At 54.1% G+C, this 15,186-nt stretch carries 7 protein-coding genes; all 7 read right to left on the minus strand.

Features of this window, described 5'->3' with window-relative positions; genetic code table 11:
- Window positions 1-54: 54 nt before the first annotated feature.
- Window positions 55-5,796 carry a X2-like carbohydrate binding domain-containing protein gene (locus KB449_RS24320; RefSeq protein WP_282910835.1) on the minus strand — a complete coding sequence of 1,914 codons (5,742 nt, stop codon included), beginning with the start codon at window positions 5,794-5,796 and terminating at the stop codon, window positions 55-57.
- A 538-nt stretch (window positions 5,797-6,334) separates the two neighbouring features.
- Window positions 6,335-7,156, minus strand: a complete 822-nt coding sequence (locus tag KB449_RS24325) for a carbohydrate ABC transporter permease (protein WP_282910836.1) — start codon at window positions 7,154-7,156, stop codon at window positions 6,335-6,337.
- Window positions 7,157-7,164: 8 nt separating this feature from the next.
- Window positions 7,165-8,049 (minus strand): carbohydrate ABC transporter permease, encoded by an 885-nt coding sequence (locus tag KB449_RS24330; protein WP_282910837.1) that lies wholly within the window; start codon window positions 8,047-8,049, stop codon window positions 7,165-7,167.
- A 73-nt stretch (window positions 8,050-8,122) separates the two neighbouring features.
- Window positions 8,123-9,505: an ABC transporter substrate-binding protein gene (locus KB449_RS24335; protein ID WP_282910838.1), complete on the minus strand. Its 1,383-nt coding sequence runs from the start codon at window positions 9,503-9,505 to the stop codon at window positions 8,123-8,125.
- Window positions 9,506-9,903: 398 nt separating this feature from the next.
- Window positions 9,904-11,508 carry a response regulator gene (locus tag KB449_RS24340; RefSeq protein ID WP_282910839.1) on the minus strand — a complete coding sequence of 535 codons (1,605 nt, stop codon included), beginning with the start codon at window positions 11,506-11,508 and terminating at the stop codon, window positions 9,904-9,906.
- Between the two features lie 68 nt (window positions 11,509-11,576).
- Window positions 11,577-13,364, minus strand: coding sequence for a cache domain-containing sensor histidine kinase (locus KB449_RS24345; RefSeq protein ID WP_282910840.1), 1,788 nt, complete (start codon window positions 13,362-13,364; stop codon window positions 11,577-11,579).
- A 186-nt stretch (window positions 13,365-13,550) separates the two neighbouring features.
- A complete protein-coding gene (locus KB449_RS24350; RefSeq protein WP_282910841.1) occupies window positions 13,551-15,164 on the minus strand; it encodes an ABC transporter substrate-binding protein in 1,614 nt (537 codons plus the stop codon).
- Between the last annotated feature and the right edge of the window lie 22 nt (window positions 15,165-15,186).

Here is a 15,186-nt window from a genome sequence, read left to right on the forward strand (position 1 = left end):
TCTTTAACAAGTCCACATGCCCAATTGTGAATTGGGCATGTGGACTATATCTGATTAGTGATGTTCCTTCAGCCAATCGCCTATAATCATCCGGGCTACGGCTGCCAGCTCTACGATGGTGATCTTGCCATTGTTGAACAAGTCGGCTTTCTCGACCTTACTCCAGTTCGGATCCGTAAGATCCACATTGAAGTATTTGGCGATAATCGACAAGTCGCGAATGGTAACTGCGGATTGTCCGGGCACAAGCGTAACCACCTGCCCTGCGAACGTCGTCTGAGCGCTCGCGAGAGCCGTTACTGCAGCATCTACCTGGGATTGCGTTGCCGCTGATTGGCCAAATACCGTCTTAGCCGTTTGTACGGCCATATTGAACGCGCTGATCGCGCTATTCGGATATTGTCCGATCTTTTGGCCTTCCACAGCGCGGCCCAGCTTGCTTTCCGCTGCAATGATCGCTTCGCTCAGCGCCGACTTGTTAACTAACGGAGGCTGAGAAATGACACTGTTTTGGAATGTGCTGACCGCAGCATTCAATGCCGCAACTGCCTCGTCAACTTGATTTTGCGTAACGGACGTACTGTTGCGGACCGCGTTAGCCGCTGCGATCGCGCCGCTTAGAGCCGACGCCGCATTGATCGGATATTGTCCCGGAGACGTACCGATCGAGGCTCCGTTGTACAGTTGTTCTGCGCTCGTAATAGCGGTATTGAGTACCGATTTGTTAATGCCGACAACACCTTGGATGAAGGTCTGAACGGCGGTATTCAAGCCGGCCAGCGCGTTATCGACATCCGTTTGCGTCGAAGCGTCCTGGTTCGCAATCGCTCTCGCCGCATTGATCGCCGTGTTGAGGACGGCTTTCGAGCCTGCAGGATATTGTCCTTGAGTATCGCCTTCGACGGCCATATCGTGCAGCTCTTGCGCCGATTGGATCGCTGCCAGGAGCGCGGTCGTATCAGCCCGCTTGACTTGGATCGACAGAATCGCATCAGCAGCGTCTACATTTGCGGAACCATCGGAATTGGCTACGACAAAATCCGATAAAGTAACGGTTGTCGGGCCGAAGGTTGCGTCTGCCTTCGCTTTGGCATTCAATTTCAGCAGGTCGGCCGTGCCTGTCGGCAAATGTCCCGAAGTGCTAGTCAGCATAATCATGATCAAGCCTTCATCCGGAACAACGCCCGTTCCGATGATGGAGACTCCCGGTGCGAGCGATTCCGCTGCACCTTCGCCGAGGATGAGTTCGTTGTCCGAATTGAGCACTGTCGCAAATTCCAGCTTCGCCGGATCGTAATGAACGACCAGGCTCGCGGAATTGTAATTCTCCTCGACCCCTTCAAGCGCTACCTTCGTTTCGAAGGATTGGGATACCCGCACGGAAGCCGGTCCCGTCAAGGCCGCTTTCAGCGTCGACGGCTCATTAACCGTCGTATCGGAGATCGTGATGACGAGTTCCTTCGTTGCCCCCCCGCTGAAATTGAACTTCAGCGTAGCGGTTCCCACCGCCAGCGTACCCAGATACGACTTGTTGATCGTAACCGTATTGCCCGAAACGGCGTAGTCGACGCCAAGCTGTAAGGTCGTGCTGCCGTTCGCGATGCTGCTCAGGCTATTCCCGTTCAGTGTCATAACGGTCGTCACGTTCGCCTGATTGGCGACATTCTTGTCAAAGCTAGCCGTGGTCGGCTCAATCGTGCCGGTCGCCACAAGCGCTTTGAATGCGTTGCGCAGCGCGTAATACGAATTGTCCGCCGCTTGCTGCTCGATCCCGCTATTGGAGACGGCACTATTGGCTTCGCTTAATGCGCTTGCGAATGTGTTCCATGAATCGCTTGTGTAAATCGTGCTGTCCAAGCCATCGACGTCCGCAATCAACCCGGTCAGGAGCGTTTTGTCGACCGATGCGACAACTGGATTCGCAGGTCCGCCGCGGCCGGCTTTGACTTCGTTAAAATAGGTTTCTATTTTCGTGACTTCGTCTGCAGTCAGCACTCTGTCGTAGATGAGAATCTGCAAGACTCTGCCCTGGAAGCGGTAGGGAGTTGCAGCCGACATCGTGTAGCCTACGCCCAGATCCGAGCTGTTCCCCAAAAGGGCCTTCGCATTGGTTCCAGGGGTGCCTATGACGCTGTTGTTAACAAAAACGGATCGATTGTTTCCGTTCAGCTGTGCCCGAACGCTGACCAGACCGTTAGTGGCAGAGGTTGCAATCTGCTGCCCGCCGCCCGATACGCTACCGTCCGTATTACCAAAGCGGATGTTAACTCTGTCTGTTCCCAGACCCAGATTAATACCGCTCCAGCCGCTGTTGGCAGCCCAGGTTTGGTAAGCCTCGTTCAAACCGAAATACACAAGGCCACTTTGATCGCTGGAGTTGTTGGCCGTGGCTGTCGGTTTAGCCAGCGCGTAGATCGTCATCTGCGTTTTGCCGTTATAATCTTTAAAGCCGGCAGCTTTAAGCGGCCTTGACATCGCGCCGAAATCTACATAGTCGTATACATCGTTCTTCAGCGTGGGATTACCGGTCGGTATTCCAAGATTATCACCGCCGCTGCCGGGGACGTTTGCCGGGGCAAGCTTCGCCGGGATGCTTCCCATATTTGACCATCCGGTCACGTTTCCGTTGCTGTCTTTTTCCACGCCTTCATCGGCTTTGAGCCACAAATCAAGACCGTTTCGAGGAATATCGACAGGCGTCAGATCGCGCACCACAATACGAGCATGCGACTGGCTGAGTACATCGCCTTCGCTTGACCGTACATAAATAATGTATGGACCGGGCAGCAGAGGCGCTGTCATCTCGATCATGTTGCCGGAGGCTTTTGTTTCTTTGTTGCTTTCAACAAAGTTTCCGTCACTCGACGAGGATATCCAGATCTGTTTTGAGGCGTCGTCCAAATCGTAGGCAAACCTGACTTTCCCGCCCGGAGCTACCGACACCTCGGCCGGGAGCAGTCTGTTGGCCTCCGATACACTGGTCGTAAAGTTGATGGTTTGGGAATTCGGCACCGTCGGCGTGCTGACTACCAAAGTCCAGCTTCCTTCGGTGGCGATTTGGTACCCGCTCGTCACGGGGGTGCCATTAAGCGTAAAGGTGTTGCCGCTGCCATTCAAAGTCAGTTTAAGAGGCTGTACCGGCGAAACTTCGTAATTTTGCCCCTCGTCGACATTGGCCGTTGACGCGCTCGCGTCGACGTATACCGTATACTTGGAAGTGGCCGTCGGGGTGCCGTCTCCATACACGATATATAGTTTGTATGCTCCCGCAGCAGTCGGAGCGCTGATTGTCTTCGCGTTGCCGGCAGCTTTTTTCTGCGTAGCGCTTTCATTGAAGACAGTCGTGTTCGCAGGCGCGAGCCAAACCGTATCTTCAGCTTTCAGCAGACCTCTGCGGTTCAGCCTATCGCCTTTGCCCAGAATAACGTTGGAGGCCAGTTCAAACTCGGTATCGGCAATGAGGCTGTTCGGAATCATATCCGTGTATTCGTTTGCAAGACCCGAATTCAAAACGATATCATTGCCTTCAACCGGCCAGATGCGGTCTACGCTTTTGTAATTGTCAAGCGTAATCCGGGGAGCGCCGTTCTGGTTGTTATCCCCGTCCACATAACCGCCGACAGCATACATATCGCTTTTACGCTTCCAGTTGTTGAATTCATACAGACGGCTTTGTCCCGGAGCATAGGAGAGCTTGGACTGCACGACGTTGCCAATAAACTTGATGAACGTGCTGCCTTCGTCGGGATGGAACCCGTTCGTCCAGTTGTTGGAGGACGTCGGTTTATCCGTCGGATTCGGATTAAGGAAGTTGTAGTTCATCTCCGTGAAATTCGTCCAGTTGTCAGGATTCCAGTTGTTCGCAGGGTCGGTGACGGCGGCATTTGTCAAGTTGTTGACGGTATCCCATGTTCCTCCGCCCGGCAAAGTACCCGGATCGCCCTGACGTCCCAGAGAGTAAATCGCGCCGGAGTCATTAACGACCGTGCAAATTTCCTCTATCCGGTTGTAGTTGATCTTGTTGTTTCTTGAGGTCGTAGAGATATCTTTGGACCTTGCCAGACTCGTTTCACTCGTACCGTGGTAAGGGCCGCCGGTCTTGTTGGTGCCCTGGGCGGTAAAGCCGAACCCGTCATACTCGTCCCAGCCCCAGCCGATGCTCATGGCGCCGTAGGTGGTGTCGTAAATGTAGTTGTGCAGTACCTGCATGTTCGTGGTGTAAAAGGAAGCCAGTGCGTTGGCGCCCGGGAATCCATAGCAGGTGTGGTACAAAAAGTTATTTGTAATATAAATATTTTCCGGTACGGCTTCCGTACCCGCCGCGAATTTTTCCTTGTCGACGCCAGCCCAATTCTTGATTGGCGTACCGGAGGCTGAGGCGCTGGATTCATGCAAGCCCGCCTGATCGTTTTCATAGATATGCTGCGGATGTCCGATGACAATACCGGAAGCGAGCGTATCCACGATATAGTTTCCGGTAATTTCGATATCCTTGGCATCGTTTTCCACATGGATGCCGATAAATCCGGCAAGTCCGATCTCGCCGTTCAGCACTTTGATATTCCTTGCCGCGTTGATCCTTACAGCAGCCGGCGGTATGTCATAACTCCGGTAGAATGTCTCATGCCAGTTAATACTGCTCGGGAAGTAAGCGGTGTTCACGATCGCGCCCTGAACGGACGCGAAGCCGCGGGAACTGGTCGTTACCGGACCCGATCCGTCGCTATAAGTATAGGTACCCGTCAATTCAGTCAGTTTGTAGTCGGTATGGGCAAACGTCAGCCCGTCGAAGGTGATGTTCTTGACACGCCCGTTATCCGAGCCTGCAACAGGGTTCAACCGATCTCCTACAGGGGTCCCCTTGATATCGACGACCGTCTCAAGCCTTGGAATGATTACGTCGGCGGTATTGATATCCTCGCCCTCTAGCGGGATGTAATAAAGCGTGCTTTCCGCTTGATCGAAATAGAAATCTCCGCGTTTGTTTAAAAATTCGAACGCATTGCGGATGACTTGATTGTTGCCTGGATTGTATTGCGTGTTATTGCTCAAAGACTGTGAAATCGCCGCATACGGCATCTGAAAACGAAGCATGACGCCGCCCGGCTTGTTGCTGGCTGCCGGAGCTTGTTCGATCGAAGCGAAGGTAACAAAAGGCCGCGCCCATCTAGCGGTGGAGCCGCCAACGCTTTCGGCTTCGATGTTTTGCGGATTTTTCGTTTCCGTCGTCAGACCTACGCTGGCATCGAATACGATAGCCGCCCGGATGTTGCTCCCGTTCTGCCACGCCCAAGGATTATCGGTACCGTTAAAGCTGACCGTGGGCGTACCGGTGACGGTTCTGTTTCCCGAAGCGACTTGCGGGCTCACCGTCATGTTGGCGCGCTTATCGTTGACATAGATCGCGCGCAGCTTGTCGCTACGGTTCAGCGTCGTTTTATACGCTTTCAAGCCGCCAGTCTGAGTAAGGCCGACAGCTTCTGTCCATACGCCTTTTTCCAGCATATCGCCGCCGCTGATTACCGGCTTCGCACCTGGCGCCGCCTCATAGCGAATCGTACTGGTTGCGCTTCCAGAATCGTCCTTGTTGAAAACCAGGGTGTCATCTAGCGAATAAAATCCATCTGCGATTTGAACGACGATATCGCCGCCGGTCTTGGGCAGCGTCCTTACGACTGCTTTTGCTTTGGCAATCGTTCTGTACGGCTTTAATTGTGTTCCGTCCCCTGTGTTATCGTTGCCGGTTGTAGCAACATAGATAGTGGCACCGGGTGAATTGCCACCAGCAGCGACCACCCTCCCTGAAAATGGAAGCATGGAAAATAGCATTGCCAAAGTCATGCTCCAAATTAATACTCTTTTTCTCAATTTCATAAACCTCCTTGGAAATGATGAATAAAAGCGCTTTCAAATTTCTCACTTATTATAGTTGAACCCTACTTTGATCTCCATGCAGATGCTTGTGCGTTTACTTGTAGTATTTTTCCGAGGGCAGACATCTATTTCGTCGTGGATGCATTCGGGAACCGTGCGTTTTTCAATTGACGCGACAGGAATTAGACTGTATAAATTTAGAATCCCTACAACCGTCTCCCCTCCCGTCCCTCTATCGTTCAGCTTGTTATTCTCTAGGTGTGCGCTGCTTTACAGGTTCCGAGCGATTCGCGCCTATAGCCACAATGGAAGCGCTATCAGTTATCATACTTAGCATCCGCTCATAATCCCAGAGACGATTGTTCGTGCATAAGGAATATTTTCGGGATGATGGACGGGATACGGTTCGGATGCAAAAAAAGACACCTTGGCGGTGTCTCCTGTGCCTCTCATGGCTTCATTACTTGAGGATGGCCCCCGCCGTCAGCGCGTTTTCGATCTTTTCGTTGCCGATCAGATATACGATGATCATCGGCAGGCTGGACAGCAGCATGCTGGCGCCGATCAGTCCCCAATCCGCAACCCCTACGTTAACGAAGTAACTCAGCAAGCCCACGGTGAGCGGCCGGAACTGGTCCTTGGAAGCAATAATGAAAGCGAGGGGGAACTCGTTCCAAATGCGAATGAAAATGAGCACGCATTGGGTCATGAGCGCCGGCATGACGATCGGAAATATAATTTTGAAAAAGGTCTGGTACACGTTCGCTCCGTCGATGCATGACGCTTCCTCCAGCTCCTTGGGCAACGAGCGCAGGAACGCGTACAGCATGAGTACGCAGGACGCGATCGCGAACCCGGAATACGGCAGGATGAGACCAAGATAGCTATTTTTAATATGAAGCGTCTTGATCAGCTGAAACAAAGGGATGACGACGACTTCAATCGGCACGATCAGCCCTAACGATACATAGAACAGCGCCGCCGAGTTGAATCTCCATTGCATTCGGCTGAGGCAATAGGCAAGCATGCTGCCGGTCGTCAGCGTGAGCACGATCGTCCCTGCGGTATAGATCAGGCTGTTCTGGAAGTAAGTATAAAAATGATATTTGGACAAAGCTTCGCCAAAGTTCAGCCAATCCCAAGAGGTCGGAATGCCGAAGGGATTGGCGTAAGCCTCGTTCTTCGACTTCAAGGCCATCGTTACCATCCAATACAGGGGAAACAAAAACGTGCAGCCGACGGCCACCCAAAATACGCGGCTCAACACTTTCAGAAAAATCACTCCCTAGCTTAGAACTCCAGCTTCCCTCTCGCCACAAACCGCTGGATGATAAAAGAGATCACGAGACATTGAATAATGAAGAGCACGGCAATGGCGGTCCCTTTGCCGAACTGGGAAGTGTCGAACGCCGTATAGTACATCTGGTAGATGACGGTTCTCGAGGTATCCCCGGGTCCTCCGGCCGTCATGACGCGCACATGCGAGTAGAAGGCCATCGAACCTAGCGTAGAAAGGATCAATACGTACTTGATGACGTTTTGCAGCAGAGGGATCGTGATCTTAAGGCACACCTGCGCAAAGCTGGCGCCGTCGAGCAAGGCCGCTTCGTAATAGTCTTTGGGAATCGTCTTGATTCCCGTATAGAACAGGATGGCATTCAGTCCGATATATTGCCACAGGAACGACAGCCCGATGCTCGGCATGACCGTTTTCTTTTCCGTCAGCCACGAGTGCGTCCAGTCGCTTAGTCCGATGGAATGAAGGATGCTGTTGAACAGTCCCCAGTTCGGCTCGTAGAACGCAAGCCAAATCTGGGCCACGACCGTAACCGACAGGATCGCGGGAAACATGGCCGCCGTCTTAAAAAAGCGGCGAAGCCTTGGCGTTTGCACGTCCATAAAAAGCGAGAGCATCATGGAAAGGGGCAGCCCCAGCAGCAGCGATATGGCTACGATAAGATACGTGTTTTTGTGAGCGGTCCAAAAGGAAGGCGTCGACAGCACTTCTCTGTAGTTATCCAATCCGACAAAGCCCAGATTGCGAAAGCCGTCATGGTCGTGCAAACTCATCCAGATCTCCGGAAGCAGCGGGTATACGCAGAATACGGTAAACAACAGCAAGGCCGGCGCGGTAAACACGAATATGGATAACTTGGTGCTGAAATACTTGTTCATAGCGCTCTCCACCGTTTAATTTATGTCTAACCCCCCGCGGGTTCGCCGAGGGGGATTAGCTGTTGCCGGTCCGTTAATTGTCAAACCACGTGTTCTCGCTCCAGATCTTGTTCATCGCTTTGTTGAAATCCGGGGCGGCATATTCGCCCGTCAGCAGGTTAGCGCCTTCCGTGGACATCTCGGCCGACGTCCGCGCATCCAGCGAGTTCAGTGCCATCGAAGCGATCTTGTTCGGGATCGGATTGTACCAGTCCACGAACTTCTGCATCAGCGGGCTCTTGTCCGCGGGGGTGTTGCCCGTCTGCAGGGCGATCGGCGCTCCGGTCGTCTCGAAGTACAGGGCATCCGCCATGGCGAGGAACTCGGCCAGCTTGACCGCCTCTTCCGGGTGCTTGGTCTTGCCGCTCACCGCATAGCCGTTCAGCGGAGAACCCCAGAACTGCACCGATTTCGTCGGGTCGTACTTGTCGCCGGCGCTCGGGAACGGGAAGAAATCGACCGTCTCGTCTTTCGCGAGATTCGGCAGCTCCCATGTGAACATCATGAGCATAGCGGCCTTTTTGGACGTGAACATCTCCATCGCCGGTCCGTAATCCAGGTTGGCGATGCCGTCCGGGAACACGCCTTCCTTGACCATCTTCTCGATCCGGGCCGCTCCCTCCTGGACGGATGGGTTATCGAAGTTCGTTTTGTTGCTCACGAGGTCCGCCATCGCCTGCGGATCGCCGATCTGGATCATCTGCTGCAGCATGAAGAGCTTCACGCCCCATCCGTCCTTGCCGGGCGTAACCGCCGGCACCATGCCTTTGCCCTTGAGCGTCTTCGAGATTTGGAGGAACTCGTCGAACGTAGCGGGCGCCTTGACCCCGGCTTGCTCGAACATATCTTTATGGTAGAAGATCACCGGCGTAAAGTACGTGTCGGCCCCCGAAGAGAGGCTGTAAATCTTGCCGTCGACGTGCTTCAGCGCATCCGGCACCGCATACTTGCTCAGGAAGCCGTCATTGGAGATGTAGGAGGTCAGGTCCATGATGCTGCCCGTGCTCTTCAGCGGCGTGAAGTAGCCTGCGTCGTTCCAGAAGACGTCCGGCATATCCTCCGACGCGTTTAACGTCTTCAATTTGTTCGCCATATCCTCGCCGCCGCCGCCGGGCTCGAATTCGACCTCCAGATTCGGCAGCGCTTCCGCAATCTTCGGCTTAATATACTTATCCATGATGTTGTTGCGATTCTCGTCAGTCGTAATGGTAATGACCCTCATTTTGATCTTTTTGCCGTCCGTCCCCGCGCTCTCCTTGGCGCTCTCCGTGGGGGCTGCTTCCGAACTCCCCGCCGCGACCGACGGGCTGTCGGACGGCTTGCTGTTGCTGTTTTCATTTTTGCCGCTGCATGCCGACAGTACCAGCAAAGCGCCCGCCATAAGGATCGCAGCCTTTGCCATTGAATTGTTTTTCATCGTTTGCCTCCCCTGCGTATCGACCTTTTCTTAAAGTTGACGCGTCTTTGAAAGCGATATCAACCTTGAATTTATCTTACGAATCTTCCCAATTTTAGTACAGAGATTATTCTCGGCCCGGAAGTAAAATTGACGGCAAAAAATGAAACTGTCGCAAACTTCAGCCTAATCGCCACGGTTCGCCCACGACGTCCGCCATGTGGTGTCGTGCAGCGCCTCTTTGCCCCGGCCGGCGCCACTATCACGCCCATGTGGCGTCGTACAGCGCCTCTTCGCCCAAACCCCAGTGCCGCGAACCAGCGCAACAAGCGGCGACCAGTGGGGTGCCTACCGCCAAAACGCAAAACAGGATGAAGCGCGGCGTCGGCCTGCTTCATCCCGTTTCGTTCGAACGAGCTTTAACCCATCTTGTTGATATACTTGCTCGGGGGAATGCCCATATACTTTTTGAAACACTTCCCGAAATAATTGGCATCCGCGTATCCCACCCGCGTGGCTACGACCTGGATGACCGTATCCCCCCGGTCGAACAGTTCCTTTGCTTTCATGATCCGCGTTTCGGTCAGATAGTCGTTAATGGTGACCGTCGTTTCCTTTTTGAACACAAAGCAGAGATGGTTGTAATTCATATGTACGCTTTTGGCAATATCTTCGATTCTCAGCTCTTCATTCCCATAGTGACTCGCAATGTACGCTTTAACTTCCTCGATGACTTTGGCGGAACGATTCGGTTTGCGGCGATGCACATGGTCCATTACTTTTAATATCAAGGCACGAATCCAGCCTTCCAGCTCGGTTAAGGTTTTCATCTGCTGCACGCGCTGAAGCATATCGGGCTGCGATTCCTGCCCGAACACGTCCTCGAAGCTTTGCGACGCTTCGGCCAGAAACTCCACGCAAGTCGATACGATCTCCATGCCGGCGAGCAGCAGCATTTCGATCGAGGCCTGCTTGGCGCGGACATGCCCGAAAAAATCCGCAAGCCACGCTTCCGTCTCGGACGGGTTGCCGACGCGCATGCCCATCAGCAAACCGCTCCTTTTTTCCACCGGGAACAAACTGACGTTCATGCCGGTCTCCGGCGCTGCGGCATACGCGAATACTTCGTCGCCCCCCATCACAAACCTGCGCTTCAAGGCAAGCAGCGCTTCCTTGTAAGAACCCGAGATCGCAGCCAACGATCGGCAGGCGCCCCCGATCCCGATCGTTGCCGAGCACGGCAGCTCGCGAACCTTGTCGCGAATCGTTCTGCACATGGCTTCCAGTGCGTCGGACGAGCCGTCCGGCGATCCGACGACGAGGACGAGACGGTCCTCATAATCGCGGCAGACGGCACACGGGTAAGCGCTCTCCATCTCGCGCTGCGCGATCGCCTGAACGGCAGCCTTGCGCGCCAGCGGGTCCTCTTCGCGATTCCAATCGTCGCAAGGGTCCAGATCGATCGCGACCGCCGAATAATAGGGCCCCTTCAGATCGATTCCGAGGGATGCCAACCGCTCCTGACCCGACGCCGCTGCCGCCTGGCCGTTCCCCTGCAGCAAACCGTTCAGCACCTGCTCTTTTAAGACAGGCAAGCTGTCTCTCGCTTTCTTCCTCAGATCCTCAAGCTCCATCCGGCCCATACGCTCCGTTTGAATCTGTTCCTTCATGTCCAGCAGGGAGCCCCGGAGTTCTCCCTCGTTAATCGGCTTCAGCACGTAATCGAACACGCCCAGATGCACGGCTTGCCTGGCATAGACAAATTCGCTGTGCCCCGACAGCACCATAAATTTCGTATCCTGATCCCGCTGCTTCGCTTTTTGAATAAATTCGATGCCGTCCATGATCGGCATATTCATATCGACCAGCACGACATCGGGCTGTAACTCGGGCAGGAGCGCCAGCGCTTCCGCCCCGTTTTTCGCTTCCCCGGCAATCTGAAAGCCCAGGTCCGTCCACGGAAGCGATATTTTCAAGGCTTGCCTGAAGTAATACTCGTCGTCTACGATAAGCACCTTATACATGACCGATCCTCCTGTTCCCCGCCCGGAGCGGGTCGTCGTAACATTAGCTTAACGGTTCGCGCAACGCGCTATAGACGTCTCAGAGGCAATACGATCGTTATCTTCGTGAAGGCGTCATACTCGCTTTCCACTTTCGGCCCGTATCTCTCTCCGTACAGCATGCGGATCCGGTCGGCTACGCTCCTGAATCCGAATCCGCTTCTTTCCTTGGTCATCATCGCCTGGATTTGATCTTCGCGCATGCCGACCCCATTGTCGAAAATTTCGATGTGCACGTCTTCGCCCACTCGCCGGCCCCCGATGCGTACGAATCCTTTTTCGCTTTTCATCTTCAGTCCGTGATAGATCGCATTTTCCACGAGAGGCTGCAAGGTCAGCTTCGGAATGGAATAGGTCATGATCTCGTCGTCGATCTCCATCGTGTACGCCATATATTCCACGTAACGCAGCTGCTGAATTTCCAGATAGCTTGCCGTTAAACGCATCTCGTCTTTGATCGAAATAATATCGTTCCCGTTGCTTAGCGAAACTTTATAAAATTCCGCCATATATTGCGCTGCCGTTATCGCTTCTCTCCCCATGTTCAGCTTGATGAGCGAGATGATGGTTTCAACCGTATTGTAAAAAAAATGCGGCTTGATTTGGGACTGCAGCAATTTAAATTCGATCTCGGCCTTCGTTTTCTGCTTCTCCGTGTTCTCGGCCATCAGCGCTTCAATGCGATCCATTAAATTGTTGAACCCGTCGCTTAAATACCCGATCTCGTCTCTGGACTGGTACGCGCTTCTGACCTGCATCTTGCCCGTCCGAATCTCTCTCATCGTCTTGGCGAGGCGAAAAATGGGACGCGTGATCGAACGGGACAGCAAAAAGGAAACGATCAATGCGAGCAGCAAACATACGGCGCCGATTCCAATGATCAACTGGTTGATTTTCTTGCGTTCCAGCGTGATCTCGTCGATCGGAATCGTGCTTACGATCGTCCATTGGAGCGGTGTGAAGCGCTGCGTGGATACGAGCATCCGCTTGCTGCCGCTGGTTTGCGTAAAGCTGACGTCTTTTTGTCCGAAGTCGGGAATGGCGATGGAGAACGCTTCGTCGAATTTACGGTACAGCAAATCTTTGTTTTTGGCGGAAATGATGCTGCCCTCTGCGTCTAAGATGTAAAACTGTCCGCCCTTATGGTTTTTTCCCTCCTCATAGATCGAAGTGATGACGTCTTCTTTGACGTACAAAAAAACGCGTCCGATCGTTTTTCCCGTATCTTTGTGAACGACCGTCTTGGATACCGCAAATACGTTGTCTTCTCCCTCGTACCTGAATTTGAAGCGGATCAGACCGGTCCAGACGGGCAAGTAGAAACGATCCGCGCGCTCGTCCCCGTCGCCGAACAGGCGGGAGGCGTATTCATTATCGGCAAAGCCCACGTCCACCCATTGACGATTGGCGGTCAGAATGCTTACCGCTTTGATTTTGGTGTTCGGCTCCACGATGTTGCTGATCGTTTCGGAGAGAATTTTATTCATGGAAAGGTTGCTGAGTCCTGCCACAGGCTTGTGCGCATAGGAATCGTTATTCAACAGCAAGTCGTTATAAAGCACGTTTTGCAAGCGATAATCGCTCGCCAGAATTTTGGAATAGTCTTCGATCGTCGATAACAGCGTTTGCAGGTTATTCCTGATCAGCACAAGCTCCCGCGAGGAATCGTTGACAGCCTTCTCGATGATGGCTTTCTGCGAGATGTTGTTGGTGAAGATCGATTGGCTCGATATAAAAAACACGATGATCAGCAGGTTCGCAATAAAAATCTTATTATGGATGGATATGCCGCTCACATATTTTGTAAGCCCTTTCACTTTGGAATAGCTTCCTTTCTTCGAAAGATAAGCAAGCGGTATATTCTAAAGTATCGGCAGATCCGCGCGGCCTGTCAACTTGAATTTTCCAGAACGAGCGTTCGCCCGGAAGCGACATTTTCCGCGCTCCGCAGCAAAGCCGCCGAGCGCTTCCGCGCCGGCGGCTTTCCTTTGCCAATCTACGATTTACTTGCCCAGAAACGCATTCAGCTGCTTCTGCTTCTCGGCGATGATCGCGTCGAGACCGTTCGCCTTGAGCTTTTTGTAATACTCGTCGGCCTTGGCCGGATCGATCGAGCCGGTATCGAGGCCCGGGTCGTACTGCTTGCGGATGTTGGACTCGACCGACACCTGCGACTTGACCGGCTCCGCGTTAAACGTGAAGCCGAGGCCCGGCGAGTTGTGCGCGCCTTCGTTGAACTTCTTGAACTGCTCCCACTTGTCCGGCGCTTCCGTGTTCCAGACGTAGTTCAGGAATTGGCTGCCCAGCATCCAGGTCGCGCCGATCGCATAGTTGCCCGTATTGTCGGTCGGCGTGATGATCTCGCCGCTCTTCGTATAATGATCGCCCTCGATGCCGAAGTTGAGCAGGTTGTTCAGGTACTTGTCGGTGTGCAGCAGGTCGATGAACATCATCGCGCGCTCCGGATCGCCCGACGTGGTTGAGATACCGAGCATCGAGCCGGCCGTGTCGCTCGTCGCGACGGTGCGGTCCGTCATCGCGACCTGCGCCAGCTTGCCTGCGAGACCGGTCGCGTTCGCCGTCTCGGCGTCCTTGCCCGGCTTGAGCGCCGAGGTCATCATGAACACGTTGCCCTTCTTCATGGCATCGTTGCCGCTCAATTGCGTCGTCGCCGCGTCTTTGTTGATATAGCCCTTTTTGAAGAAATCGCGGGTGATCTCCAGCGTCTCCTTGTAGCGCGGCAGCTCGTTGCGCGGCTTGACCGTCGTCTCGTCGCCGTCCTTCATGATGGCGCCTTCGATCGTATTGTCGCCCAGGAAGTCGTACTTGGCAAAGTAATGCGAGTTGAAGTTATCCCCGTCGCGCAGGAATACCGGCGTCATCTCGGGCTTCTCGGCCTTCACCTTGGCGAGGACAGGCTCGAGGTCCGCGATCGTCTTGGCCGCCATCAACTGATCGGTGACGCCCAGCTCGTCGGCGATATCCTTGCGGAAGATGATGCCGCCCTGCTCCGCGAGCTCCTTGTTCGTCGGGATGCCATAGTTGAACCCGTTGATCTTGGCGCCCGTCAGGAACGCTTCCGGCAGCGTGGACAAAATGTCCTGGCCGTACTTTTCGAGCAGGTTGCCGTGCTTGCCGTTCGGGTCGTTCAGCGGCAGGAAGGCGCCCTTGGCGACATTGGTCGCATGACCGTTCCAGCTGGCGGTGAAGATGATGTCCATCGGATCGCGGGAAGCGATTGCAAGATTCATCTTGTTGTCCCATTGACCCCAGTCGACCAGGTTGATATCGAGCGTCGCGTTGATCTTTTCTTTGAGATATTTGTTGATCTCGGCCTCGACCTTCGCCTCGTCCTTGGGCGGCGTGCCGGGCAGGTACAGCGTCAGCTTGTATTCCTTGAGATCCGATGCCGCCGCGGACGGAGACGCGGCATCGGATGCGGAGGCGCTCGCCGATGCGGAGCCGCTGGCGGATGCCTTCGGCGAAGCGGATGCCGAAGAAGAAGCGGACGCGTCGGCGCCTTTGTTGTTGTCGTTGTTGCCGCCGCAGCCTGCGAGCACGACGGAGAGCGCCGCGAGGGCGAGCGCGGACTTGCCGAGCCTGGTTTGCACGAACATGGGTATTGCCTCCCTTTTCATA

Origin of the sequence: Cohnella hashimotonis, assembly GCF_030014955.1 — a bacterium.
In the GTDB taxonomy this organism is placed as follows: Bacteria; Bacillota; Bacilli; order Paenibacillales; family Paenibacillaceae; genus Cohnella; species Cohnella hashimotonis.

What these genes read in the sequence shown, in the direction of transcription:
- KB449_RS24350 (WP_282910841.1), bottom strand. Translation starts at nt 15,164, where the DNA reads ATGTTCGTGCAAACCAGGCTCGGCAAGTCCGCGCTCGCCCTCGCGGCG.
- KB449_RS24335 (WP_282910838.1), bottom strand. Translation starts at nt 9,505, where the DNA reads ATGAAAAACAATTCAATGGCAAAGGCTGCGATCCTTATGGCGGGCGCT.
- KB449_RS24340 (WP_282910839.1), bottom strand. Translation starts at nt 11,508, where the DNA reads ATGTATAAGGTGCTTATCGTAGACGACGAGTATTACTTCAGGCAAGCC.
- KB449_RS24330 (WP_282910837.1), bottom strand. Translation starts at nt 8,049, where the DNA reads ATGAACAAGTATTTCAGCACCAAGTTATCCATATTCGTGTTTACCGCG.